At 46.4% G+C, this 23,435-nt stretch carries 14 protein-coding genes and 1 tRNA gene; 9 read left to right on the top strand and 6 right to left on the bottom strand.

What is annotated here, in order from left to right; translation table 11 throughout:
• The first annotated feature begins 362 nt into the window (after positions 1-362).
• The 5 genes from PSE7367_RS16800 to ppk1 all read left to right on the top strand — a co-directional run bounded on the left by PSE7367_RS16800 (position 363) and on the right by ppk1 (position 10,148).
• Positions 363-1,694, top strand: a complete 1,332-nt coding sequence (locus PSE7367_RS16800; protein WP_015166542.1) for an MFS transporter — start codon at positions 363-365, stop codon at positions 1,692-1,694.
• A 713-nt stretch (positions 1,695-2,407) separates the two neighbouring features.
• Positions 2,408-4,249, top strand: a complete 1,842-nt coding sequence (locus PSE7367_RS16805) for an NAD(P)H-quinone oxidoreductase subunit F (protein WP_015166543.1) — start codon at positions 2,408-2,410, stop codon at positions 4,247-4,249.
• Between the two features lie 145 nt (positions 4,250-4,394).
• The gene (locus tag PSE7367_RS16810) at positions 4,395-6,029 is read left to right on the top strand and encodes an NADH-quinone oxidoreductase subunit M (RefSeq protein WP_015166544.1); all 1,635 of its coding nucleotides are present in this window, start codon (positions 4,395-4,397) and stop codon (positions 6,027-6,029) included.
• Positions 6,030-6,242: 213 nt separating this feature from the next.
• Positions 6,243-7,535 (top strand): CO2 hydration protein, encoded by a 1,293-nt coding sequence (locus PSE7367_RS16815; protein ID WP_015166545.1) that lies wholly within the window; start codon positions 6,243-6,245, stop codon positions 7,533-7,535.
• A 306-nt stretch (positions 7,536-7,841) separates the two neighbouring features.
• Positions 7,842-10,148, top strand: coding sequence for a polyphosphate kinase 1 (gene ppk1, locus PSE7367_RS16820; protein WP_015166546.1), 2,307 nt, complete (start codon positions 7,842-7,844; stop codon positions 10,146-10,148).
• A 192-nt stretch (positions 10,149-10,340) separates the two neighbouring features.
• Here the strand turns inward: ppk1 and PSE7367_RS16825 are convergent, their stop codons facing one another.
• The 6 genes from PSE7367_RS16825 to PSE7367_RS16850 form a co-directional block, all read right to left on the bottom strand.
• Positions 10,341-13,169 (bottom strand): cyclic nucleotide-binding domain-containing protein, encoded by a 2,829-nt coding sequence (locus PSE7367_RS16825; RefSeq protein ID WP_015166547.1) that lies wholly within the window; start codon positions 13,167-13,169, stop codon positions 10,341-10,343.
• Positions 13,170-13,306: 137 nt separating this feature from the next.
• A complete protein-coding gene (bicA, locus tag PSE7367_RS16830; RefSeq protein ID WP_015166548.1) occupies positions 13,307-15,037 on the bottom strand; it encodes a bicarbonate transporter BicA in 1,731 nt (576 codons plus the stop codon).
• Positions 15,038-15,418: 381 nt separating this feature from the next.
• On the bottom strand, positions 15,419-16,264 hold the full coding sequence (locus tag PSE7367_RS16835) for a metal ABC transporter permease (RefSeq protein WP_015166549.1): 846 nt from the start codon (positions 16,262-16,264) through the stop codon (positions 15,419-15,421).
• 33 nt (positions 16,265-16,297) lie between these two features.
• Positions 16,298-17,080: a metal ABC transporter ATP-binding protein gene (locus PSE7367_RS16840; RefSeq protein ID WP_015166550.1), complete on the bottom strand. Its 783-nt coding sequence runs from the start codon at positions 17,078-17,080 to the stop codon at positions 16,298-16,300.
• A complete protein-coding gene (locus PSE7367_RS16845; RefSeq protein ID WP_015166551.1) occupies positions 17,080-18,216 on the bottom strand; it encodes a metal ABC transporter solute-binding protein, Zn/Mn family in 1,137 nt (378 codons plus the stop codon). The genes PSE7367_RS16840 and PSE7367_RS16845 overlap by 1 nt, the downstream gene beginning before the upstream one ends.
• A 252-nt stretch (positions 18,217-18,468) precedes the next feature.
• Positions 18,469-18,542: transfer RNA gene (locus PSE7367_RS16850), tRNA-Val, on the bottom strand.
• Positions 18,543-18,744: 202 nt separating this feature from the next.
• Here PSE7367_RS16850 and PSE7367_RS21270 point away from each other — a divergent pair.
• From PSE7367_RS21270 to PSE7367_RS20700, 4 genes are all read left to right on the top strand, one after another.
• A complete protein-coding gene (locus PSE7367_RS21270; protein WP_083883861.1) occupies positions 18,745-18,870 on the top strand; it encodes a transposase in 126 nt (41 codons plus the stop codon).
• A 55-nt stretch (positions 18,871-18,925) separates the two neighbouring features.
• Positions 18,926-19,198 (top strand): integrase core domain-containing protein, encoded by a 273-nt coding sequence (locus PSE7367_RS23180; RefSeq protein WP_051038017.1) that lies wholly within the window; start codon positions 18,926-18,928, stop codon positions 19,196-19,198.
• 120 nt (positions 19,199-19,318) lie between these two features.
• Positions 19,319-20,950: a methyl-accepting chemotaxis protein gene (locus PSE7367_RS16865; RefSeq protein ID WP_015166552.1), complete on the top strand. Its 1,632-nt coding sequence runs from the start codon at positions 19,319-19,321 to the stop codon at positions 20,948-20,950.
• A 248-nt stretch (positions 20,951-21,198) separates the two neighbouring features.
• Entirely contained in the window at positions 21,199-23,337 is a 2,139-nt protein-coding gene (locus PSE7367_RS20700) for a methyl-accepting chemotaxis protein (protein WP_015166553.1), read from the top strand.
• Positions 23,338-23,435 lie beyond the last annotated feature (98 nt).

Below are 23,435 nucleotides of genomic sequence, written 5' to 3' on the forward strand. Positions count from 1 at the left end.
TCTAAGCCTGAGCTTTTCAGTTGGAGTTGGCTAGGCTAACCATCAAATAGCTGATACCTTGCTTTGTTCTATGATTGATCAAGGCAGGGTATCTGTTTTTTTATCTTTGATGCTTATAAATATTTCCTTGGTTAGAGCTTGGTGAGGTAAATTTGGCTGCCCTTAACTAGAGACTTAGGTCAAAAGTCAGAATATATGGGTTGCAGATGTAAGTGAAGCTGTGATCAACCTAGAGATGCTCGATTTCTTGACTTAGTTCGGTCAAAAATAGCTAAAGGTTGAGTTGTCTAGTGATTAGATCAAAATCAGTGATCAAATCCTAGAGCAGCTCTAATTTAATATTCAATCGGCAAAGCAACTATATGAGCATTCGTAAAACCTTTCAACAAGTCTCACCGGAGATTCGCAAAAACCTGGTGGTGATATTTCTGGCTGGGGTTTTGTTCTGGACCAGTATGGCTTCGCAATTGCCAACTATTCCGCTCTATGTGCGTAGCATCGGTGGTACCCCTGAACAAGTGGGTACGGTAATGGGAGCATTTGCGATCGGCCTGTTGACATTTCGCTCCTGGATGGGCAAGTTTGCTGACCAAAACGGTAGGCGCAGAGTAGTCCAATTAGGGCTTTTGGTTGCGGCGATCGTGCCAGTTTTCTATGCCATGCTGCCGCCATTGCCGATTATGTTTGGGCTGCGCGCGATTCATGGGGTTTGCATTGCCGCCTTCACCACTGGCGTTAGTGCCCTAATCTCCGACCTGGCTCCGCCTCAACATCGCGGTGAAATCATTGGCTATATGACCCTGGTCAATCCCTTGGGGCTATCTTTGGGGCCACTCTTGAGTATTTGGATTGGTGCGGAGTATGGTTATCGAGGTATTTTTATTGCGGCGGCGATCCTGGCGGCAACTGGTCTGGCGATCACGATCGACCTACAGGAAGCGGAATCGTTTTTAAAAGCAAAAATGCTCGATCGCATTAATCTTGCGGAGCAAGCAGCACAAAATGAGCTTAGCGATCGCCCTGGCAATATTGATCGCATTGATCGTCTCGATCGGCAATTATTACCGCAAATTTCCTTTTGGCAACTCCTGAGTAGCGATCGGGTGCGGATTCCCACCATCACGCTATTCATGTGTGGCGCTATGTTTGGTACGCTGGCATCATTCCTGCCCTTATTGATCGAAGATCGCGGCTTGGCAATGAGTGCGGGCTTGTTTTACACAGTTGTGGCGCTGGCCAGTTTTATGTCTAGGTTGCAAGTTGCGAATACAGTCGATCGCTATGGACGCGGCCTGTTTATCACTGTTGGTTTGATCTGCTATGCCCTCTCGATGTTATGCCTATTCATTTCTAGCCACAGTATTTTGGTGATTTTGGCAGCAATCATGCAAGGTGCTGGCTCTGGGATTGTATTGCCAACGATCATTGCCCTCCTTGCCGATCGCAGTACAATCAAGGAGCGGGGCTCGGTGTTTGGGGCTGCCTGGATTGGCTTTGATCTGGGGATCGCGGCGGCTGGCCCAGTTATTGGTGGCCTGGTTAGGAATGTGGCGATTAATAATGCCTTTTCGATCGCTGCCTGTTTGGGAATAGTGGCGATCTTGTTGTTTGCGACCCAATCAAACCATAGTCTGACTGATTCGTTTCGATTTGCGATCGGTCGAGGCAAGGATAAATATGCTGTACCTAGTTGAAGATTGATCGCGGCTGATTTCAACCAACGGATGACCCTGCACATAGAACGATAATCCAGTGCATCTTCAAAAGACTTCTTTTGTATGAATACCTGATAGAGCGAAGCATTCATGTCTCTACTTACACAACATCTCACTTAAAATAGCACTAGGAATTAGGAGGAAGACTAGGTCAAGTATTTTGAGCCAAAAATAATTACTTTTATGTCTTTATATCATTACCTAGTTTTACCTGAATTTTGATACTAGCGCTTCGAGCATTGCATTAGGCACAGTACAAGCGAAGTAAGTTTATATTTTGCGATCACCCTGGTAATAGCAAAGTAATAACAATAAGCCAGTTAATTTGGTATTGACGAAATCGATCATAGTGATGCGGGTATGTCGATCGCTGCTGGTCATTTTTTTGCTGTGAATTGAAAGCTTGAGGTTCTAGCATCAAGTCTAGTTAGATTACTCAGGACAGGAAGCAGAAAAGACAGGGTTACTAAAGTCTGGTTAGCACTGGCGATCGCCTTGCTCTAGCCTAGTTATTCATACTTAGTTGTCTTGCTTAGTTGTCTTGGTCAAGCGCAACTTAACATTTAGAAATCTTAGGGAAACTATAAGGGATATCCATGCTTGAACCCTTTTCATTTGGGCAATTTAATGGCATCTTAATAATATCATCGATTCACCTCTTCAGTATAATAAGCTGCCATAGATAATCTGCTATGAATAATTTTTTACTTGACACCATTTGGTTGGTGCCATGTTACCCATTGATGGGATCGCTAATGTCGATCTTTTGGGCTCCCTCAATTACCCGCGACACTGGCCCACGTCCAGCGGGATATGTAAATATAATCGCTACCTTAGTTGCTTTCCTGCATGGGGCGATCGCCCTACCAATTGTTTGGCAACAACCTGCCTATGAAATTGCCTACACCTGGCTGGATGTAGCTGGTCTAACCTTTAGTTTTCCAGTTTTGGTCTCTGCTCTAACTATTGGCGCTACGGTTTTGATCACGGGTGTGAATCTGTTCGCCCAAATCTATGCGGTCGGCTATCTGGAAATGGACTGGGGTTGGGCACGCTTCTTTGCGTTTCTGGCCTTGTTCGAGGCTGGCATGTGTTCCCTGGTGTTGTGCAATTCATTATTCTTTAGCTATATCATTCTTGAAATTCTCACCCTGGGCACCTACATGCTAGTGGGGTTCTGGTTCAATCAAGCCCTGGTGGTTACGGGCGCTCGTGATGCGTTCCTAACTAAGCGGGTGGGTGACTTGTTCTTACTCATGGGAGTTGTGGCCTTATTGCCGCTGGCTGGCACCTGGAATTTTAGCGAATTGGCGGAATGGGCAACAACGGCAGATGTTAATCCGGTGACAATCACCCTGGTTGGTTTAGCATTACTTGCCGGGCCGTTGGGTAAATGCGCTCAGTTCCCACTGCACCTTTGGCTGGATGAGGCGATGGAAGGGCCAATGCCCAGTACGGTGTTGCGTAATTCACTGGTGGTTGGTGTTGGTGCATGGGTGTTGATTAAATTGCAACCGGTGTTAGCACTTTCGCCGACAGTGGAAGTCACCATGATTACGATCGGCTCAGTTACGGCGCTGGGTTCAACTTTGATTGCGATCGCCCAAATTGATATTAAGCGCGCTCTTTCTTATTTAGTCAGTGCCTATATGGGCTTAGCCTTTATTGCGGTGGGGTTGGGTGAGACGAATGCGGCTTTGATGCTGCTGCTTACCTATTCTGTGGCAATGGCCACTTTGATTACCAGTGTTGGCAATATTGTGCTCACCAATATTACCCAGGATTTAACCCAGATGGGGGGATTGTGGTCACGTCGGCCGATTACAGGTCTGGCCTTTGTGATTGGTGCTTTAGCGCTAGTTGCTATGCCCCCGTTTGGTTGCTTCTGGGCTTTGCTCAGCCTGGTTGAGAATGTTTGGTACACCCAACCGTGGTTAGCGGCAATCATTCTATTAATTAATGGTCTGGCTGCGTTCAGTTTGGTGCGCGTATTTGGTTTGATTTTTGGTGGTCAGCCTCAGCAAATGACGGTGCGATCGCCAGAAGGACTGTGGGCAATCACTTTGCCAAATGTAATTTTTGCGGCTGTTTGTTTGCATGTGCCGATTATGCTGGCAACCTGGCAAATTTTGCCAACCTGGTCGGCGACTAGTCAGTTGGTGGCAGTGATGCTCGGTGCTTCCAGCATTATGGGGATTGGCATATCTGCCTATATTTATCTCAATGAAAAAGTGGCGAAACCAGTGGTGCTGCCATCCAAGGCACTCCAGGAGTTCTTCTCTTACGATCTCTATACTGCCAAGCTCTATCGCGGCAGCATTGTGTTGAGTGTGGATGTAATTTCCAAGGTTACCAACTGGTTCGATCGCTATTTGATTGATAACGTTGGTAGTTTCTTTGGCCTGGTGACGATTTTCAGTGGCGAAAGCCTGAAATATGTAAACTTTGGCCAGTTGCAAGCCTATCTGCTCACGATCGTGATTGGTATCGGTGTAATGCTGTTGCTGTTGTTTCGGTTTACAACCATGCTCTAGCTGTGTTTAATTTAGCGGCCTTGGCTGGGGATCAACATGGGGATCAAGCTCAAATCTCAAATCCCGATCGCTGGCCAGCCTCGCTGAAGAAAGTAAAGCAAGTCAAACCCCATATAGATATTGATTTAGTAAATTCAACAAGATTATGCTTAGTGCTTTAATTTGGTTGCCCGTGGTGGGTGCATTAATTGTCGGCTTGTGGCGCAGTGATGACTATGAGGTAGCGGTTGCTGCCCCTGAAGGTGAAGCAAACCCAGTCAAAGCGCCGATGAGCCTGGCTGAGAGTAATTCAAGCTTAAAAACTACGGCTCTAGTGTTTGCTTCTTCCCTATTACTACTTACCTTTTTCCTGCTGAATCAGTTTGACCTCGGTAATTCAGGGATGCAGCTTAGCGAGTATCACAACTGGATCGAACCGATTGGGATTAGCTATAGTCTGGGCGTGGATGGCTTGTCATTGCCGCTGTTGGTGCTCAATGCCTTGCTAACCTGGATTGTGATTTTTAGTAGCAATCGCAGCCAGGGGCGATCGCGCTTGTTCTATGCATTGGTCTTTCTGGTTAATGCTGGTGTGGCTGGTGCCTTTCTGGCTCAAAACCTGTTGCTGTTTGTTTTGTTCTATGAGATCGAGTTAATTCCGCTCTACCTGATGATCGCAATCTGGGGCAGTGAAAAGCGTGAATATGCAGCGACTAAGTTTTTAATTTATACCGCTGTCTCTGGCATTTTGATTCTAATTGGTTTCCTTGCGCTTGGTTGGCTTACCACCAGTCCAGCTATCAGCTTTGATTTTGCTGACATCAATCCCAGCAGTTTGCCATTGGCGGTGCAAATCCCGCTGCTGCTTACCTTAATTGTTGGTTTTGGGATCAAAACTCCGCTGGTACCTTTCCATACCTGGCTACCGGATACCTATGTGGAATCTTCGCCCTCAACCACAATCTTGCTGGGTGGTATTTTGGCCAAGCTTGGCGCCTATGGCCTATTTCGTTTCTGTTTCCAGTTATTCCCCCAGGCCTGGGAAGTATTGGCTCCCTGGTTCGCGTTGTGGGCAGCGATCGGTGTGCTCTATGGGGCATTGGCAGCGATCGCCCAGAAAGACATCAAGCGTATGGTGGCCTATAGCTCGATCGGTCACATGAGCTATATCCTGCTCGCCTGTGCTGCCGGCACGGAACTAAGTCTGGTTGGTGGCGTAGCCCAAATGGTCAGCCACGGTATTATTCTGGCAATTCTGTTCTATCTGGTGGGGATTGTGGAAGCTAAGGTTGGTACCCGCGAGCTGGATGTTTTAAATGGCTTGCTTAACCCAGTACGGGGTCTACCATTGACCAGCGCACTGCTGATTCTGGGTGGTATGGCTAGTGCTGGTATTCCTGGCCTGGTGGGGTTTGTGGCTGAGTTTCTGGTCTTCCAGGGCAGTTTCGCCAAATTCCCAGTTCCCACGATTATCAGTATTATCGGTACTGGTTTGACTGCGGTTTACTTTGTGATTCTGTTGAACCGTACTTGCTTTGGCAAGCTGGACAATGATACGGCTTATTACCCGAAAGTCACTGCCTTTGAACAAGCCCCTGCTTTGATTCTGGCGGCAATAATTGTGTTCCTGGGTGTATTTCCTACTTGGTTGGTGCGTTGGAGTGAACCAACAACTAAATCACTGGTGGCGGCAATGCCTCATTCTCAGGCAAATCAAGTGGATGTAGCTTTGGAGAATCAGCCGATCGACCTGGACAATAGCCTTAGCTTGGCTCCGGCGATAGTACCAATGCTTAAGTAGATGATTGCTTAAATTGCTTGAGTGAGTGATCGAGTAATTGCATAGAAGGAGCGATCGAATCTTGATCTTAAATTTAAGGTCGCTTCAACCTTACTCAAGCTAAATAACTAGCTAGGCTCAAGTAGCGATCGCCAGAATTAAAAATATTCTTATGGGTAATTCCTTAATTTAATTTCTTAACTTAACTGACAAATAAACCGGAGTTAATCAAAAATGGTCCAAGCCCCAGAAAAGCCAGTTCTGCCCCCCTCCACCCATGAATTTGCTGATATTATTCATCGCCTTGAAGCTGGCGGTGCCATGTTGCCGGATACACCGGAAAACCTGATGCAAATAATCGGTATCTATAAAGCCTATGCGGTGCCAATGGACTTCTATTGGCGCGATCTGCTTTACATTGCCGAGCGCGTATTTCTAAACCCATTGCCATTTTTTAAATACTTTTTACCCCAGGAGTATTTAGATCTGCACAACCACTATGCCGGTGATGATTCCGAGTTGAGGGTGTGGCGCGGTGAGGCAACAGTGCATCCAGAATTACTGGAATTTATGCAGAAAGGTGAACTAAATCGTAAGCTGCCAAAGCTATTCCATCACCTCTGGCACGATCGCGTGAATATGGAATTTGCCGAAGCCTGTATGCGAGCGATGTTCTGGCATCGGGATATGGGTGGTGGTTTCGATCCCTACCTGGACACCGATGAATATAAGGCCAATGCCGATCGGGCGATCAAGGCTTATTTTAAGGGCAACCCGCTCATGTTGGGCTTGTATAAACTGTTCCCCGATATGTTCATTGAGCAGGTGCGTGAGCTTTCCTATTACAGCAATCTCGGTTTGTTCTGGGAAGTGATGGCGCCGGTGTTTTTTGAAATGTCTGACCTCTACGATGAGGGCAAAATGACCACCGTAGTAGAGGCAATGGACTTTTTATATAACGGTATTTTTGCGGTGGCGGGGCGGCCAATCTACCACAATGTCTATATTCGGGGCGAAAAGTATGAGATAGTCCCCGAATCCAAGGGCTTTACCTGGTTATTTGAAGCAGCCTTGCCCTATGTGGAAGCAGTGTTCTATCGCACCGCGCCATTCAGGGGCACAAAATCCTATAATGCCCAGGCCAAAGAAGTTCCGGCCGATCAGAATGACTTTCACTATGGCATTCTCTACGCGGATGTGTTTCCAGTTGGTTCCGCTGGGATTCCGCCTACACTGCTAATGCAGGATATGTATCACTTTTTGCCGCAATATTTGTTGGACTATTACGACGAGCATTGCCGCAATCATGAAGATATGCTGGTGCAGCTAGGCATTACCTTCCAGCGATCGATGTATTGTGTGACCTCGGCGGTGCTTCAGGCGCTGTGTAAGGCCACCAGCCATCCGCTCGATGATCCCGATCCAGAACATCTAATGGCGAATCGCAAGTTTTTTGAAAGCCAACTCGATCGGTTCAAGCGGCGGGAATCCAGGCTGCGGGAAATTCAAAATTCCGATTATCGCTAATCTAATTCCATATTCCATTTGTATAGGCATTACAACTCAAGTCGGTTGCCTAAATTAAAGCAACTGAGCACCATTTATTTCTGCAAGGCTCCTGATCGCTAAAGATGGGAGCCTGGTTTTTGGCTTAAAAACTGCATTAGTCATTCACACATAGTGATGTTAGGCCATAGAAGCGTGATTGAACTATGTCCAGGCAAAAACACTAAAACGATAAACTTTATATAGTCTGAGCAATGAGTTGATTGATACTGCTACATTGCTATATAGACACGTACCATAGAAGCGTGATTGAAATTGAAGGTGCATATGGCAAGAGCAAGAAGAACGATCGATCAAAAGGCAGCTACCGACGCGGCAGTTCAGGAAAGTGCTGAAAATGCGATCGTAGAGAAAGAAACGATCGCTTCTGAATCTAAGCCTAACGGCAAAGCCAGCACCAGCAAGTCTGCTCAGAAAAAGTCAGAATCATCAGAATCAAGCGATCATGCTGCCGCGATCGAGGCCGCCAAAATCGAGAAAGCCAATCGACAAGAGCAAGCCTTTACGTTTTTTAATCGGGAAATTAGCTGGATTGCCTTCAATGAAAGGGTACTAGATGAAGGGATCGACGATCGCACCCCATTACTGGAGCGGGTTAAGTTCTTCTCAATTTTTAACTCCAACCTGGATGAGTTTTTTATGGTGCGGGTTGCCAGGAGCAAACGTAAAATTAATCTTGGTTTAGATATTTATACCGATGATGGTCTCACGCAACCAGAGCAATTGAGCGCGATCCGTAAAGCCCTGTTGCCCCTGGTCAAAAAAGAGCATCAGTTTTTTGAAAAGCACCTCAGGCAAGAGCTAAAAGCTGCCAATATTCATATCCTTGACTACAAAGATTTAAACCAAAAGCAAAAAAATAGTCTCACGGAATATTACAAAGAAAATATTTTCCCGGTGCTTACGCCATTGGCGGTCGATCCCGGCCATCCGTTTCCCTATATTTCTAACTTGAGCCTGAATCTGGCCGTGGTGGTGGCCGATCGCCAAACCAAGGAAAAGCACTATGCCAGGGTTAAAGTCCCCAGTTCGATCAACCGCTTTGTAACAGTGCCAGGGAGCGATGGCCAATATATTTTTGTGCCACTAGAGCAGGTGATCGCCCATAATCTGGGTAGTTTGTTCCGGGGCATGGAAATCAAAGAATATTATGCGTTTCGGATTACCCGCGATGCGGAATTAGACATTGAGGAAGATGAAGCCGATGATTTGATCTCAGCCTTGCAAGCGGAGTTGCGTAAACAACGGTTTGGCTCGGTAGTGCGGATGGAGATCGCCGCTGATACCCCCAATTACATTCGCAGCAAATTGATCGAACAAATGTGCATCCAAGAAGATGATGTATATGACATTGATGGTTTGCTCTGCCTGCGTGATCTAATGTCGATCGCTTCCCTGCCATTACCAGAATATAAGGATCAGCCCTGGCGATCGGTAACCCATCCTCGACTCAAGACTGAAGATGGGGATGGCTACCAACCGGATATTTTTAGTGTGATCAAAGCTGGCGACTTCCTGGTTCATCACCCCTATCAATCGTTTACTACCTCAGTACAACGATTCATTGAAGAAGCCGCCGCCGATGAGCAGGTATTGGCGATCAAGCAAACCCTCTACCGCACCTCAGGAGATTCGCCGATCGTCCACGCCCTGGTACGTGCCGCCGAAAACGGGAAGCAGGTGGCGGTATTGGTAGAACTAAAAGCCCGCTTTGATGAAGCTAATAATATTTTGTGGGCCAAGAAGCTAGAGAACTCTGGTGTGCATGTGGTCTATGGGGTGCGCAACCTGAAAACCCATACCAAAACCGCGCTGGTGGTAAGGCGCGAAGGCGATCATATTGTCCGCTATGTGCATATTGGTACGGGCAACTACAACCCAAAAACGGCCAGGTTCTATAGCGATCTGGGGCTACTTAGTTGCCGCAAAGAATTGGGCGAAGACCTGAGTGAATTGTTTAATCATCTCACTGGCTATTCGCATCAAACTGAATATCGTAAATTGCTGGTAGCACCAGTGACCATGCGCGATCGATTTGAGCAAATCATCAGGCGCGAAATAGAGCACCAAACCGGTGGATATCAGTCTCGGATGATCGTGAAGATGAATTCCCTGGTTGATCCACGGATCATCAAGCTACTCTATGAAGCTTCTGCGGCCGGGATTCAGATCGATTTGATTATTCGGGGGATTTGTTGTCTGCGACCAGGGGTCAAAAATCTCAGTGAGAATATTCGGGTGGTGAGTATTATTGGTCGATTCCTGGAACATTCCCGTATTTTCTACTTTAGCAATGGTGGCAAGGAAGAAGTTTATATTGGCAGCGCCGACTGGATGCCCCGCAACCTGAATTCACGGGTGGAGGTGATTACGCCTCTCGAAGACCCCGCGATCATCGAAGAGCTAAAGCATATACTTGATGCCACGCTTTCTGACAAACGCCAGGCCTGGGATTGTCAGCCGGATGGCTCCTATGTACAGCGCAAGCCAGCCAAGGGTGAACCGGATATGGGATCGCAGCATTATTTCATGGCGCAAGCCCGTCCTGATTTTGAGAGTAAAGACTTGGATTGAGCTTGAAGCTAAACAATCCATAATCGATATCAATCAATAATCAGGCTCGAAATATACCAAGATCTGATCCAGATATATGTTTAAGTAATGTCCTACCAATCTGGATCAGAATTGTTGGCATCGATCAAGAGCCAGATCCCAGCCTGACTGACAGTTGCAGTCCGATCGATAAATCGATATATAAATCGATAATTAGAGTGGTGCGACCGCAACCGCATCAAAACCTTCCGCGGTTACCAATTGCTGTAATCGTTTACTTTCCAGTTCCAGTACCCGTCTGGCAAAGTCATGGTCACGATCGAGCAGGTGATCAAAGGCATCAACTGGGATCGCCATAATCCTGGTTGGTTCCTGCATTGCCACCAAACGACCCGATTGTTTACCGTGGGAGAGTACCTCCAACTCATCAAGTATTTGACCCGGCACCAGGCTCGACGTTACGGTATTGCCATCACTATCGTGGACTTGAATTTCGACCCCACCCTCAATTAATAGTAATAATTCCCGGCAGGTGTCACCTTCATCGGAAATAATTGCCTCATTGTCATAGATATTAATGTAGGCCAGATTAGCCAGATCTAACAGGGTGTCGCTATGCATATCTACAAACAGGTCAGTATTAAAAAGATATACAAGCTTCTCTAGCAGAGGTAAGTTGGATAGCTCTAAAGCAGAATCACCAGAATTAGCAATAATCGCTGTGATCTCACCAACTGGTTGCGATTGCTTGCCTTCTTCTAATAATGGCTGAGCTGCTTTTTGTGCCTCTGCTGGTGAGAGCAAATGCATAATATATAAGCTGGCGATCTGGGTAATCGGATTGGTTTCCGAGAGCAGCGATCGCAAATGATAGTTAATATCATCAATGCTCAAGACCATCGAACAGGCTGGTGCAATATCCTCAGACTGGCGCAGCAATGAAATCTGTTCAGTGGTAAGGCGATTATTCCATTTGGAGGTGGGGTTTTCTAAAACATCTTGCAATACCCCTGGCGCAAGATTACCGAGATCGTGGGCGATCTGATTGGCGATCTTTTGATCTTCGGTGTTCTCAATCATCTCCAGCAGGCCACGCACTAGCAATCGCTTTTTCTGCTTAACGGTAGACCGCAGTAAGTTCAGGGTTTGTCCATATTGTCTGAGTAATGGTTGGTTCAGGGCATGATAGCGCTCGATCAGCTCTTCTAATTGACCCAGCAAATGCTTGGCACGACGCAAAGTACCTGCTTCTGGTTCCAGGCCGCCCAGGATTTCTTCTTCTTCTTGATAGGTAATACAATAGTCCTGCCGCAGTCGTCGGATTGCCCCAGGATTGTCTAGCAACAGGTCATTGATCGATTGCTTTTGCTGTAGTTTCAGCATCCGTTCCAGAGCCCGCCGATAGCCGCTGAGTTTAACCTGGCTTTCCAGCGATCGCCGCCGCTCTGGGTTTAGTAGATCTGGGTCTTCGATTCCTAGCTCAGTCAGAATCGTGGCGTGCTCGTCATCGCTAATATTTAGTTCCGATCGCATTTGCGCTAATACTGACAGGCTATTTGCCGAATCCACATAACCTTCTGCCAGGGATTCTTGCAAAATGCCCTTATAGGCTTGATAGCGTTTTTCTTTGGTAAATCCTGGCAATACCTTAGACAGCACATAGACTTCGTCGGCATTCAAGGCTTCCAGGGATTTACCCTCTAACCAACGATCGAAGTTAAGACCAAGCTTGGCCAGTTGCTTACGCAGGCGATTAGCCAATCCTTCACGGGAGTAGGTTTCCGTAGTTCTGCCCCAGGTACGATATAGCCAGATTGCGCTGGTGGTAATCAAGACTAATTCCCATATATATTGCACTGAAACAGGCAGCAGTGCTAACCAGGAACGCGCCGCAAAAATAAAGAAGAAGTTAAAAATAAAAAAGGTGCAGAGGGTAAAAATGCGGTGTTGAATCTGTTCGGTTGACAAAAATTTGCCCCAACGGTTTTTAAGATATTGTTCTAGGCGGAGTCCGGTGAAATAACCGATCGCACTAAATGCTCCCAGGGTGAGCGGCACTGCCACAATTTTAGGAATGGCGATCGCCTGACCAAAGAAGTAAAAGCCAGGATCGAGTAATGTACCCAATTGATTTGCCTCATAGGCCCAGATCCCCGACATGTAATATTGCCAGTTCCCGGCATAGAGATAGTAATAGACAAAGTAACCAATCACCAGGCCAACATAGCCGTAGTAGAGTAATTTACGATCGGCTTCGTCAATGCCATTCCAGTAGGTGCGCTCAGCATCAATATCAATGCAGGGGCTTTGGCAGGCAACACAAGCGCTTTTTTCTTGTCCATCGGCATCCACAATCCGACACATGGATTGGGTCACCTTGTTATTGGCAGTATGAGCCTGGGAAGTCAATAAACCCCTTGGTTCGCCATAGACTTTTTGCACCGGTGCCATGGGGCAGAAATAATTACACCAGGATTTGCCACCATAGAGATAACCAACCGCGATCGCAGCACCGATCGTTATAAGCAACCAGAGCGCTAGTGCCATGCGATCGGCATTAATAAATAAAATCCGGCAGCATAAGCCCACAAAAAAATAGCCGAACTGGAGATAAATATAATTTTTTGCGAGCCAGGAATCCTTCGCCACCCTGGGAATCTCAAACCGCACTACACCTGCACTGCTAACCCGCTTGATTTTGCGCTGCCACCCCAGGGCACGGGGAATTTGCGACAGGAACGAAAGTGGACAAATGCGCCGCCACAACTCATGGCCAAAAACAAGCAGAATTAAAATAGCGCTGGGGACAATTAAACCCCAAAAGATTGGTGCGGCTAGCCCATAGGTATTTTGCTCTAGGCATACTTGTTGCACCTGGATGCAAACTTCAGGCTTGGCGCGAAGCGGACTGGCAAGATTGTTTGGATCTGTAAGTAATGGCGAGATCGGATCATAAAACAATGAAACCAGTAAAATTAGCCAGCCCATTGTTAATACCCATCTCACCCGATGCATGGTCTGTTCGGAAGTCTGGTGAAACATATTTCAGGTTATTAAAAAATAATTCTTAGATAGAGCTTAAATAGGTTAATAGGTAGTTCCTTATGTAATATGTAGCCAGATTTTTGGCAAAGGAGAGCCTAGAAATTGGATTAGATGGCTCTAGCCGCAACTTAACTTTAACTATCGGCGATCGCTTCTGCGTCTAACTCCAATTTATCATCTTGATCATCTCTGTTTTCACCTACGGATCTAGGTCTAGTTTCAACTATTTCCAAGGCAAACCTAAGCGCCATAGTCAAATCCAACAGCAATCGCTCCGGCGGAATCATTTCCATGATTTTCAAGGTTTCCAGACGACGCTTAATTTGACCAGTGGCACCAACAATAAAGATATGTCGTTCTTCTTCGATCGCATCTTTAATTGCATTTTCCAATGCCAGTGAAGAAGTTACGCCCAGATGCGGTACATCACTGAGGTCCAAAATTAAAGCATCACAACTTTCGATCGCCTGGTTCTCGCGGGAGATTGCCTTAGCTACACCAAAAATCATTGGCCCACTGAGATGGAACAGCAACACCCGACCATCGGTTTGACGCAATAGATCTTTTTGTTCGTCATTAAGGACAATTGCATCATCAGCATCGGTGATTAATTGCACATCCTTCGATCGTAATTCGCTCAGCTTTTGAATTGTGAGAACATTGGCCACAAATACACCAATCCCCACAGCCCAGATCAAGTCTACAAAGACCGTGAGCAAAATCACGCCATACATGATTAACGAACCCTTCCAGGAAATTTCGTGGGCTCGCTTTAGGAAGCTCCAATCGATGATATCAAAACCAACTTTGATCGCAATCCCGGCCAGCACTGACATGGGAATAATTTCGGTAAAGCCTAGTTGTCCGGCAGTGAGCACCAGAACCAGTAAAATAAATGCCCTGGTTAAGCCTGATAAGGCAGTACGCCCACCAGCTTGAATATTAACTACCGTGCCCATTGTGGCACCAGCACCGGCGATCCCACCACACAAACCAGATACCAGGTTACCTAGCCCTTGGCCAATTAATTCTTTATCTGAATTATGTTGACTACGGGTCAGGCTGTCGGCCACCACCGAGGTGAGCAGCGCATCAATACAACCCAATACACTCAAAACCAGCGCATCGATCACCATGATTTGCAATTGATCGGGGCTGAATGTGGGCATTTGCAACTGTGGCAAACCAGCATTGATTTGACCGATAACGGCAACATCCGTACCCCTGAGGAAGAAGAAATAGACCACCATCCCCACCACTAGGGCAGTTAGCTGCGGTGGCAAGATCCGCTTGAGTTTACCAGGGGTAAGAAACAGAATGGCGATCGTCATAATCCCCAAACCGGCTTCCGTGGGATTGATTTGCTGTGAAATATTGGGGATATTGCGAATCACGTCCAAAGATCCACCATCTACGGCATCAGCACCAAAGAACGGAATGATTTGTAAAATAATTAGAATAATACCGATACCTGACATAAAGCCAGATATGACTGTATAGGGCATCAGGGTAATGAATTTGCCTAGCCGCAAAAAGCCAAAGATAATTTGAAAAACCCCGGCCATCATCACAACCGTAAAAGCCATTGCCATGCCGTTGTCTGGGTTGGCTACGGTAAGATGAGCGATCACAGCGGTCATAATTACAGTCATTGGGCCAGTTGGCTCTGAAATCAGCGTTGGTGTACCACCAAACAGAGCCGCAAAGAAACCAACCAGAATTGCCCCATAGAGTCCGGCTGTTGCCCCAGCACCGGAGGCTTCACCAAATACCAGAGCCATTGGGATTGCGATAATAGCGGCTGTCACCCCACCAAAAATATCGCCCCGCAGGTTACGCAAGTGAATTCGATTCGTAATTCTCATATCTAGTTTAATTAAGAATTTATTTAAAAAATCAAATAGCTAAAATATGCATAGCCAATCTGTATGTTAAGCATTATTTGTAATAGCTAAATCTTAAGGTTAAACCGATTAAATCAAAAATAATCAGCAAGTATTCCTAGCAAAAATCGGCGATCATTAAATAACCATTGCTCACCTTAAACATCCCAAGAAGTAAGGTAGAGCTGGCATGATCGCCGATCAATGTAACCTTCAAGGCATTGAACATGCATCAACTATTATCAACATACCATCACACAACGATAAACAAAAATCAACTATTTAGTGGCTATATATAGATTTAAGCCTATATATAGCTGAATGAACATTTTTGCGGATATGGCATATGTCTAAACTAGGTATTTAGTTTGTACTAGGTTGTCCGCGCCAATGTGAAAAGGCGATCGCACTCAGGAAAATTCCTAACTGGGTGATCACAATACTTGGCCCCGATGGCCAACGCAGCAATGCCGAAATAAACATGCCCAGCAAAGCACTGGTTGCGCCTAGAAGTGTTGATAAACCTGCATAATGAACAAAACTACGACTGAGCAATCTAGCAGCCGAAGCCGGAATCACCACAAATGCGCTCACTAATAACACGCCGATCGCTTTGACTGAGATCGCCACCAATAATGCCAGCATCACCGTAAACACGTTGCGATGCGCTGAGACTGAAACACCACGGGCGATCGCCATCGGTTCATTTAGGGTGATCAGCATCTGGGTGCGAAAGGTCAAACCAAGGAATATTATACAAGCCGCTAACAGCACACCACTAAACAGTAAATCGGCTTCCTGTATCGCCAGAATATCACCAAAGAGGAGGCTATGCAGTCCGCCCTTATATTGCTTTACATAACTTAGAATAATGATCGCCAGCGCTAGGGATGACGAATAAACGATGTTGAGGAGAGCATCAGTACGAAGGTTGGTTCTTTCGAGAAGATAATTGATTGCGATCGCAAAGATCACCGCAAACGGCAATAAAACCAGGGTGGGGCTGACTCCCCAAACGATCCCCAAACTAATTCCTAGTAAAGCTGAATGACCCAGTGCATCACTAAAAAATGATAGCTGGCGCAAAATGGTAAAACTGCCTAATAGCCCACCGGTCAGTCCGGTTAGCATTCCACCTAAAACTGCCCGTTGCATGAAGGGTTGTTGATACAGCTCAAAGACGCGGGTTAGTTCTGTGGTAATGGACATAATTAGCGATCAGGTGATGAACTTAGCTTAATCTTAATGGCAAGAATGCTGATACCTGACAAACTCAGATCCATAGGCGGCAGCCAGACTATCAGCAGAAAGTGCCACTTCTGGTGTGCCCTGGCAGCGCAGGGTGCGATTGAGGCAAAGAACATGATCGCAATTCCGCCGCACCATGTTTAAATCATGGGAAACCTGCAAAATCGTCCAACCCTGTTCCTGTTTGAGTTGGTGGATCAGCTGATAGAATTCGGCTTCGCTATGGAAATCTAGTCCCGCTGGTGCCTCGTCCAAAATTAATAACTGACGCGGCCTGACCAGGCAATAGGCCAATAGAACTCGCTTCATTTCGCCACCGGACAAGCCACTGAGTACCTTCTGTTTCAGATGCATTGCTCCCACCTGCGAAAGGGCTTGACGCACTGCTAATGATCGTTGCCGCGATCGTCCCCAAGGGAGTTGCCAACCGAGCTTATCCCATCCCAGGCCAACTAATTCGGCTACGGTAATTGGCATATAGCGATCGAATCGAAAGCTTTGTGGTAAATAGGCAATTTGCTGATCGATCGATGGTGGTAATCGGCCAGTTCGAGCAAGGGGTTGTCCCAACAAATGAATGCTTCCAGACTGCCGGGGTAGAATTCCCATCAAGGCTTGAATCAGAGTGCTCTTGCCTGCTCCATTTGGCCCTACGATCGCCATGTCTGTCCCCTGGTGCAAGGTGAATGAAACCTCCTGCACTGCAACATAAGCTTCGCGTTGAACTGTCAATCTTTCTACTGCCAAGACGATTGATTTATTAGATCCCAATTCCATTAGCTTGCTACTCCTGTAACCAAAACTAAGGAAGGAATACTGATGGGATACAATGAAAATAGCCAGGGTGCTTGCCAGGAGATAGCTCCACCGCCAAAGGCTGCTTCTAAATTGGCAGCATTTTGCCGCATGATGGTGAAGTAATAATCCGGCTCCATGGCTGCTTCTGTTCCCGTTTCCAGTGGGTCAAATATGCTCACCTGTAGATCTAAATCCTTGGCTAGGGCAGCAAAAGCACTTTCACCTATTTGCGGCTCAGCTAGTAATGTTTTTAAATTGGACTCAGCCACCACATCAATCACATTTTTAACATCTTCCGGCGAAGGATTCTCTTCCGGTGTATCCACTAAAAACTCAGCAGCCAGACCATAACTATCGGCAAAATAGGGAGCGAAATCATGATAAGCAACAAAGGTTTGACCAGCATAGGGGGCTAGCTGAGTAGCAATCTCCGCATCTAGAGCCTGCAATTCGGCAATATAGGCCGCTGCATTCTCTTCGTATTCCTCGGCACCGGCCGGATCGATCGCAATCAAACCGTCCCTAATGTTCTCCACCTGCATGATTGCTCGTTTGGGATCAAGCCATACGTGGGGATTATGTTCTCCATGTGAGTGGTGTCCCGCATGTTCTTCTTGATCATGTTCATCATGTTCATCATGTTCATCAGCATGATTATGCTCTTTGTTGTCTTCCTGGTGTTCATCATGCTCTTCTTCTATATCCGCGCTGGCGATCGTGGGGATACCCTCACTGGTATCAATAATGATTAGATCTGGATTTTCAGCATTGGCCACCATGTCATCTAGAAAAGCTTCCATTTCTAAACCGTTTTGCACCAAAACATCTGCCTGTGCCAGTTTAATTACATCATCAGGCTTAGCTTGATAATCATGGGGACTAGTATTAGAGGGGATCAGGCTAATCACCTCAGTCCGATCGCCTGCTACGGCTTTAGTAAACTGGGTGATCGGCAAAATCGTAGTTACTACTTGTAGTTGTTCTGCGTTACTGCCAATATCAACCGGGCTCGACTGTTCTGATGTTGAAGGCGCAGAGGTGCAACCGACTAAACTAAGCAATAATGCGGCGATCGCGCACCTGGATTGACGGGGCAATATTTTAATTTTTTTCATATGCGTAACAAGTAGGCAACCGTTTTTTGATAACGATTCTCATTTTCGTATGATTGTATAAGCAGAGTTTCTACCTGTCAATCGCCCAGGTGCTTGATTACTAAATATTTTATATTTTGCCCCAAACCTAGTTCCTTGCAGTTGAGAGCAGCTTAAATTACTCAGGCTTTTGTTAAGCTTGAGTTGTACAGGTAAAGGAGAATGGATCTAGGTTTTGATGGTAGTCTTATGGGCTCAGCACTAATGAAAAAATGGACACAACTGGACTCGAACCAGTGACCCCCACGATGTCAACGTGGTGCTCTAACCAACTGAGCTATGCGTCCATCAGGTTTTTCATCATATCATAACTATTATCAAGAGTTGAGCTTTTGCCGTTATAATTCTTAGCCCCCCTCAAAACTATGGTATAAGATATCAGCCAAGAGTTAGGAGAGTGTAGATGAGTCAGATAGAAGCACTAATTGATGACCCTGTCTCGAAAAAATAGACACTCCGCAAGAGTTGAAAATATAGGCGGCTGTCCAAATGACAAAAAAAGGACATCGGCTATTTACAGCCGAGCAGAAAGCCGAAGCAGTAGCGATCGTAAACAGCCCAGACAAGCCAATCAGCCAGGTGGCAAGGGATCTGGGTATGGAGTGCCAGTGCTGATTACTGATTACCAAATTACCAATCTGCGCTCAAACATGCTGGTATATCCACTAGTATGAGCCGTCGAGCTAATTGCTGGGCTAATGCAGTAGCGGAAAGCTTTTTGGGTACGCTCAAGACAGAGTTGATCCAGCACAGGATTTTCGCAACCAGGGCAGCGGCCAGAACCACCATTGCTGAATGGATTGAGGTGTTTTACAATCGGCAATGCATTCATTCTACGATTGGCTTTGTACCACCAGTACAGTTTGAAGAGGAGAAGAGGATTATTGGCTCTCTCTTGAACAAACCGCTTAAACCAACCGTTCTCTTTTTTTGGGAAGGTTAAGGCCAAGTCCGAAATCTGCGGTAAGAAAACTTCAAAAGCATGGGTTGTAGCACGAATGCTCCTGCTAGTTGTAAATGATATTGTGATCATATCCATTTGGTGTAGAGGTGCAAAGAAGATATGCAGCAAGGACTTAGGATCAATCAATTTGTGCTAGGTGGTTTTGGAATCGTGGTTCTAATCGCTGGGATTGCCAGTTTTGTGTCACAATCGACTACCAATTCCCTAGAAGAATCGAACGAATGGGTAATTCACACCTACCAGGTTGAAACCCAATTAAGAGCTTTGGAAAAACTTCTAGTGGATGCGGAGACTGGTCAGAGGGGTTTTGTGATTACTGGTAAAGAGCAATATTTGCAGCCCTATAATGCCGCTAGAGATGTTCTGGACGACGAAGTTAGTAGTTTGCGAGATAAGATCTCAGATAACCCAGCCCAGGTGGCGCGGCTGGATGCGGTGGTCGACCTAATCGATCAAAAACTGGCTGAATTAGCAGAAACGATCGCGTTAAAACGGGTTGGCCAAGAGGAAGAAATGCTGGCTATAATTCTTTCTGATCAAGGTAAAATTTTTCAGGATCAGATTATTGAAGGCCTAGAGGAGATGATCCAGATAGAAGCTGAACTCCTAGAGGAGCGAAATCAGCGTAGGCAGGAGATTGTAGCTCTATCTCGGCTGATGAATTGGGGCAGTTTTCTGGCTGTTTTAGCGATCGCAGCAATTATTTCATTGATCATTATTCGTATCATTGGCCGCAATTTAAGTCTTTCCTTGAAAAATGCGTTTAACGTTGCCGACAAGGTGGCGGCGGGCGATCTGACCCCCCAAGTAGAAACAACCGCCAGTGATGAAATTGGCAAGCTGATGGCGGCACTGGGTAGCATGATTGAGCAGTTAAACTCCCTGGTTGCCCAGGTACAACGATCGGGGATTCAGGTCACTACTTCTTCTACCCAAATTGCGGCTTCTGGCAAGCAACTGGAAGCAACGATGACAGAGCAAATTGCTGCCACCAATGAAACTGCTAGCACGGCGATGGAGATTGCCGTCACCTCTCAAGAATTGGTACAGACCATGGAGTCGGTTGTGACCCTGTTACAAAATACCACTGATGCTGCTGCCGGTAGCCAAACTGATCTGGCGCGAATGGAATCGACCATGAGTCAACTGGTACAAGCAACTAATTCGATCGCGGCAAAACTGGGCGCAATTAGCGAAAAAGCCAATAATATTAATAATGTGGTGGTGACAATTACCAAAGTTGCCGATCAAACCAATTTATTATCGCTAAATGCGGCGATCGAGGCTGAGAAAGCCGGGGAATATGGGGCAGGTTTTGCCGTCGTTGCCCGCGAAATTCGTCGCTTAGCTGACCAAACTGCGGTTGCTACTCTCGATATTGAGCAATTGGTGAAGGATATGCAATCATCGGTTTCCACCGGCGTAATGGAAATGGATAAGTTTTCTACAGAGGTGGCGCAAAGCGTGGGCGATGTGCAAAATGTGAGTTTTCAGGTGGCTGGTATTATTGCCCAGGTGCAAGATTTGGGGCCACGATTTGAGTCGGTGAATCAGGGCATGGAAAACCAAGCAGAGGGGGCGCAACAAATTGGCGATGCGATGTCGCAATTGCGGGATACTTCTGAGCAAACCACTGGTTCGCTGCGGGGGATTAATTTGGCGATCGCCGACCTGAATAATGCTGCCCAGGGATTGCAACAGGAAATTTCTCGCTTTAAGATCAAGTCCTAATTTAATTTCTCAGGATCACGATTAGGTTCTGGACAGATAAAACTATATCAGTGCTGGAAAAACCATGGGCAATGATTACTGGAACCAACTTTAGGTGTATGGGGCAATCGCCTCCTCTAATCTCTGCATTCGCTAATTTAATCTATCCCCTCCATCGACAATTCCCCACCCCCAGACAACCAATTATTTCGCTAAGGTTGCGCTAGGGTTTCGCTAAGTTATGGTCATCTTTATCAACAAATTGTCCTATGTTAAAGCTATTGCGGTCTCAATCCCTTCTCATGCGTGGGATTGCCATTTTTGTGCCTCTGTTGTTAGCTAATAGTGGCTTGTTTATGCTGATCCATCGTAACCAGTTGCAAGCGGAAAAAGAAAACCTTGCCACGCGCACTGCTAGACAAATCGAGCAGAGGAAACTTGCCTTATTGGGGGGGGTTCGGGAAGTTGTGGCGGATCTTAATTTTCTGGCCAATCATTCAGATATCAGCACCCTGGGCGCATCGCTGCTCCAACCACCAGATGATGGGGAAACTGTGACAATCTTCGTCAATAGTCTGCGCCAAAAATTAAACCGCGACTTTTTTCTATTTGTCGATCAAAAAAAGTTATATACAATGGTTCGACTTATCGATCGCCAAGGACAAGAGATAGTTAGAATTAACCTCAATTCAACCAATGAACGTCCTGAGGTAACGCCGATCGATGAACTACAAGATAAGTCTTCTCGGTACTACTTTCAAGAGACAATCCAGCTAGGGAAAAATGAAATTTTTATTTCTCCATTCGATCTCGCTAAGGATCTCGGAAAGGTAAAGCGCCCCTTCCTTCCGGTGATTAGGTTTTCTACCCCTGTTTATAGTGCACAAGATGACAAAGCTGGCATTTTGATCCTCAGTGTGTTTGGCGAAATTTTGCTCAACGAAATCGATCAACGCGAAACAGGCAATGAAGAAGAAGGACAAACGAATGAATTTATGCTCCTCAACGCCGAAGGTTATTGGTTAAAGGGCTTAACCCCCGAAGACGAGTGGGGGTTTATGTTTGACCAAGGCCAGGATCGCACCTTTGCCAATGCCTACCCCCAAGTTTGGCAGAGCATGCAGACCGAAGTAACTGGGCATATCGAAACCACTGCAGGGCTATTTATTTTTAGCAATATCTCACTTCTAGCCGAAGTGCAAAAAATTACCAATCAAGCAGTCAGAGGGGTTAATGTGGATGGTAGTGCAAGCTACAGTTGGCGAATTGTTGCCTACGTTTCCCCCCAGACATTGGCTGGCTTATCCAACCAGATTTATGCTCAACTTTTGCCCATATACCTTGGCATTGTTGCCATCCTGGCTATTGCTACTCTGATTATTTTAAGACAGTTACAGGCGGCCGAAAAAACTCAAGCCCGCATCGATGTCGGGGTGATGGCGGCTGAGAAAATTGCGGCAGGCGATCTGACAGTTCACTTTGATACCGTCGACACCAGCGATGGGCTCAATCGGCTATTTGAGGCATTTGAGTATACGACCCAAAGTCTGAGCAAATTGATTGGGCAGGTGCAGCGGTCTGGGGTTGAGGTGACCACATCTAGCACCCAACTAGCTTCCAACAGCCAACAGCTCCAAGCTACTATGACTGAACAGGTTGCCACCACCAGCGAAATTATGTCCACAACCCAGCAAATTGCTGCCACATCTGAAGAATTATCCAAAAACGTCAGTCGGGTTGCTGACGAGGTTGCTACCACTGCGTTTACTGCGGATCAGGGGCTGTCTGAATTGCAACAAATGAAACAAACGATTCAGCAACTGTCCGCTGCCACCGCGGCGATCGCCAATCGGCTGGGATTGATCAGCGAACGGGCAAATATGATTAATATGGTTGTCACTACGATTACCAAAGTTGCCGACCAAACCAATCTGCTCTCTTTGAATGCGGCGATCGAAGCCGAAAAAGCGGGTGAATATGGCGCTGGCTTCTCGGTGGTGGCCAGAGAAATTCGCCGTCTGGCCGATCAAACTGCCGTTGCTACCCTGGAGATCGAAACGATGGTAAATGAGATGCAGTCTGCTGTTTCCACTGGGGTGATGGAAATGGATAAATTCACCCAGGAGGTTAACCAGAGCGTGAATAGTATTGAAAGCATTAGCCAGCAGGTCGCGCTGGTAATTGAGCAAGTGCAAAACCTGACTCCCAAGTTTGCCGAGATTAATCAAGGGAGCGAGAACCAATCCCTGGGAGCACAGCAAATTAGCGAGGCGATGGGGCAACTGAATGACGCTTCCCAACAAACTGCTAAGTCTATGCAAGATGGCACTAATACGATCGCTAACTTGCAACAGGTTGTGCAAGGACTGCAACAGGAAATTTCCCGCTTTAAGATGGCTCAAGGCTAGCGAATATATGGCAGTAGGCTGTCATACAATGTTGCATAAGATTGTATAAGATTGCATAGATGAGATGGTTACTAGATTCGAACTGCTTAGGGTATTTG

Origin of the sequence: Pseudanabaena sp. PCC 7367 (genome assembly GCF_000317065.1) — a bacterium.
In the GTDB taxonomy this organism is placed as follows: Bacteria; Cyanobacteriota; Cyanobacteriia; order Pseudanabaenales; family Pseudanabaenaceae; genus Thalassoporum; species Thalassoporum mexicanum.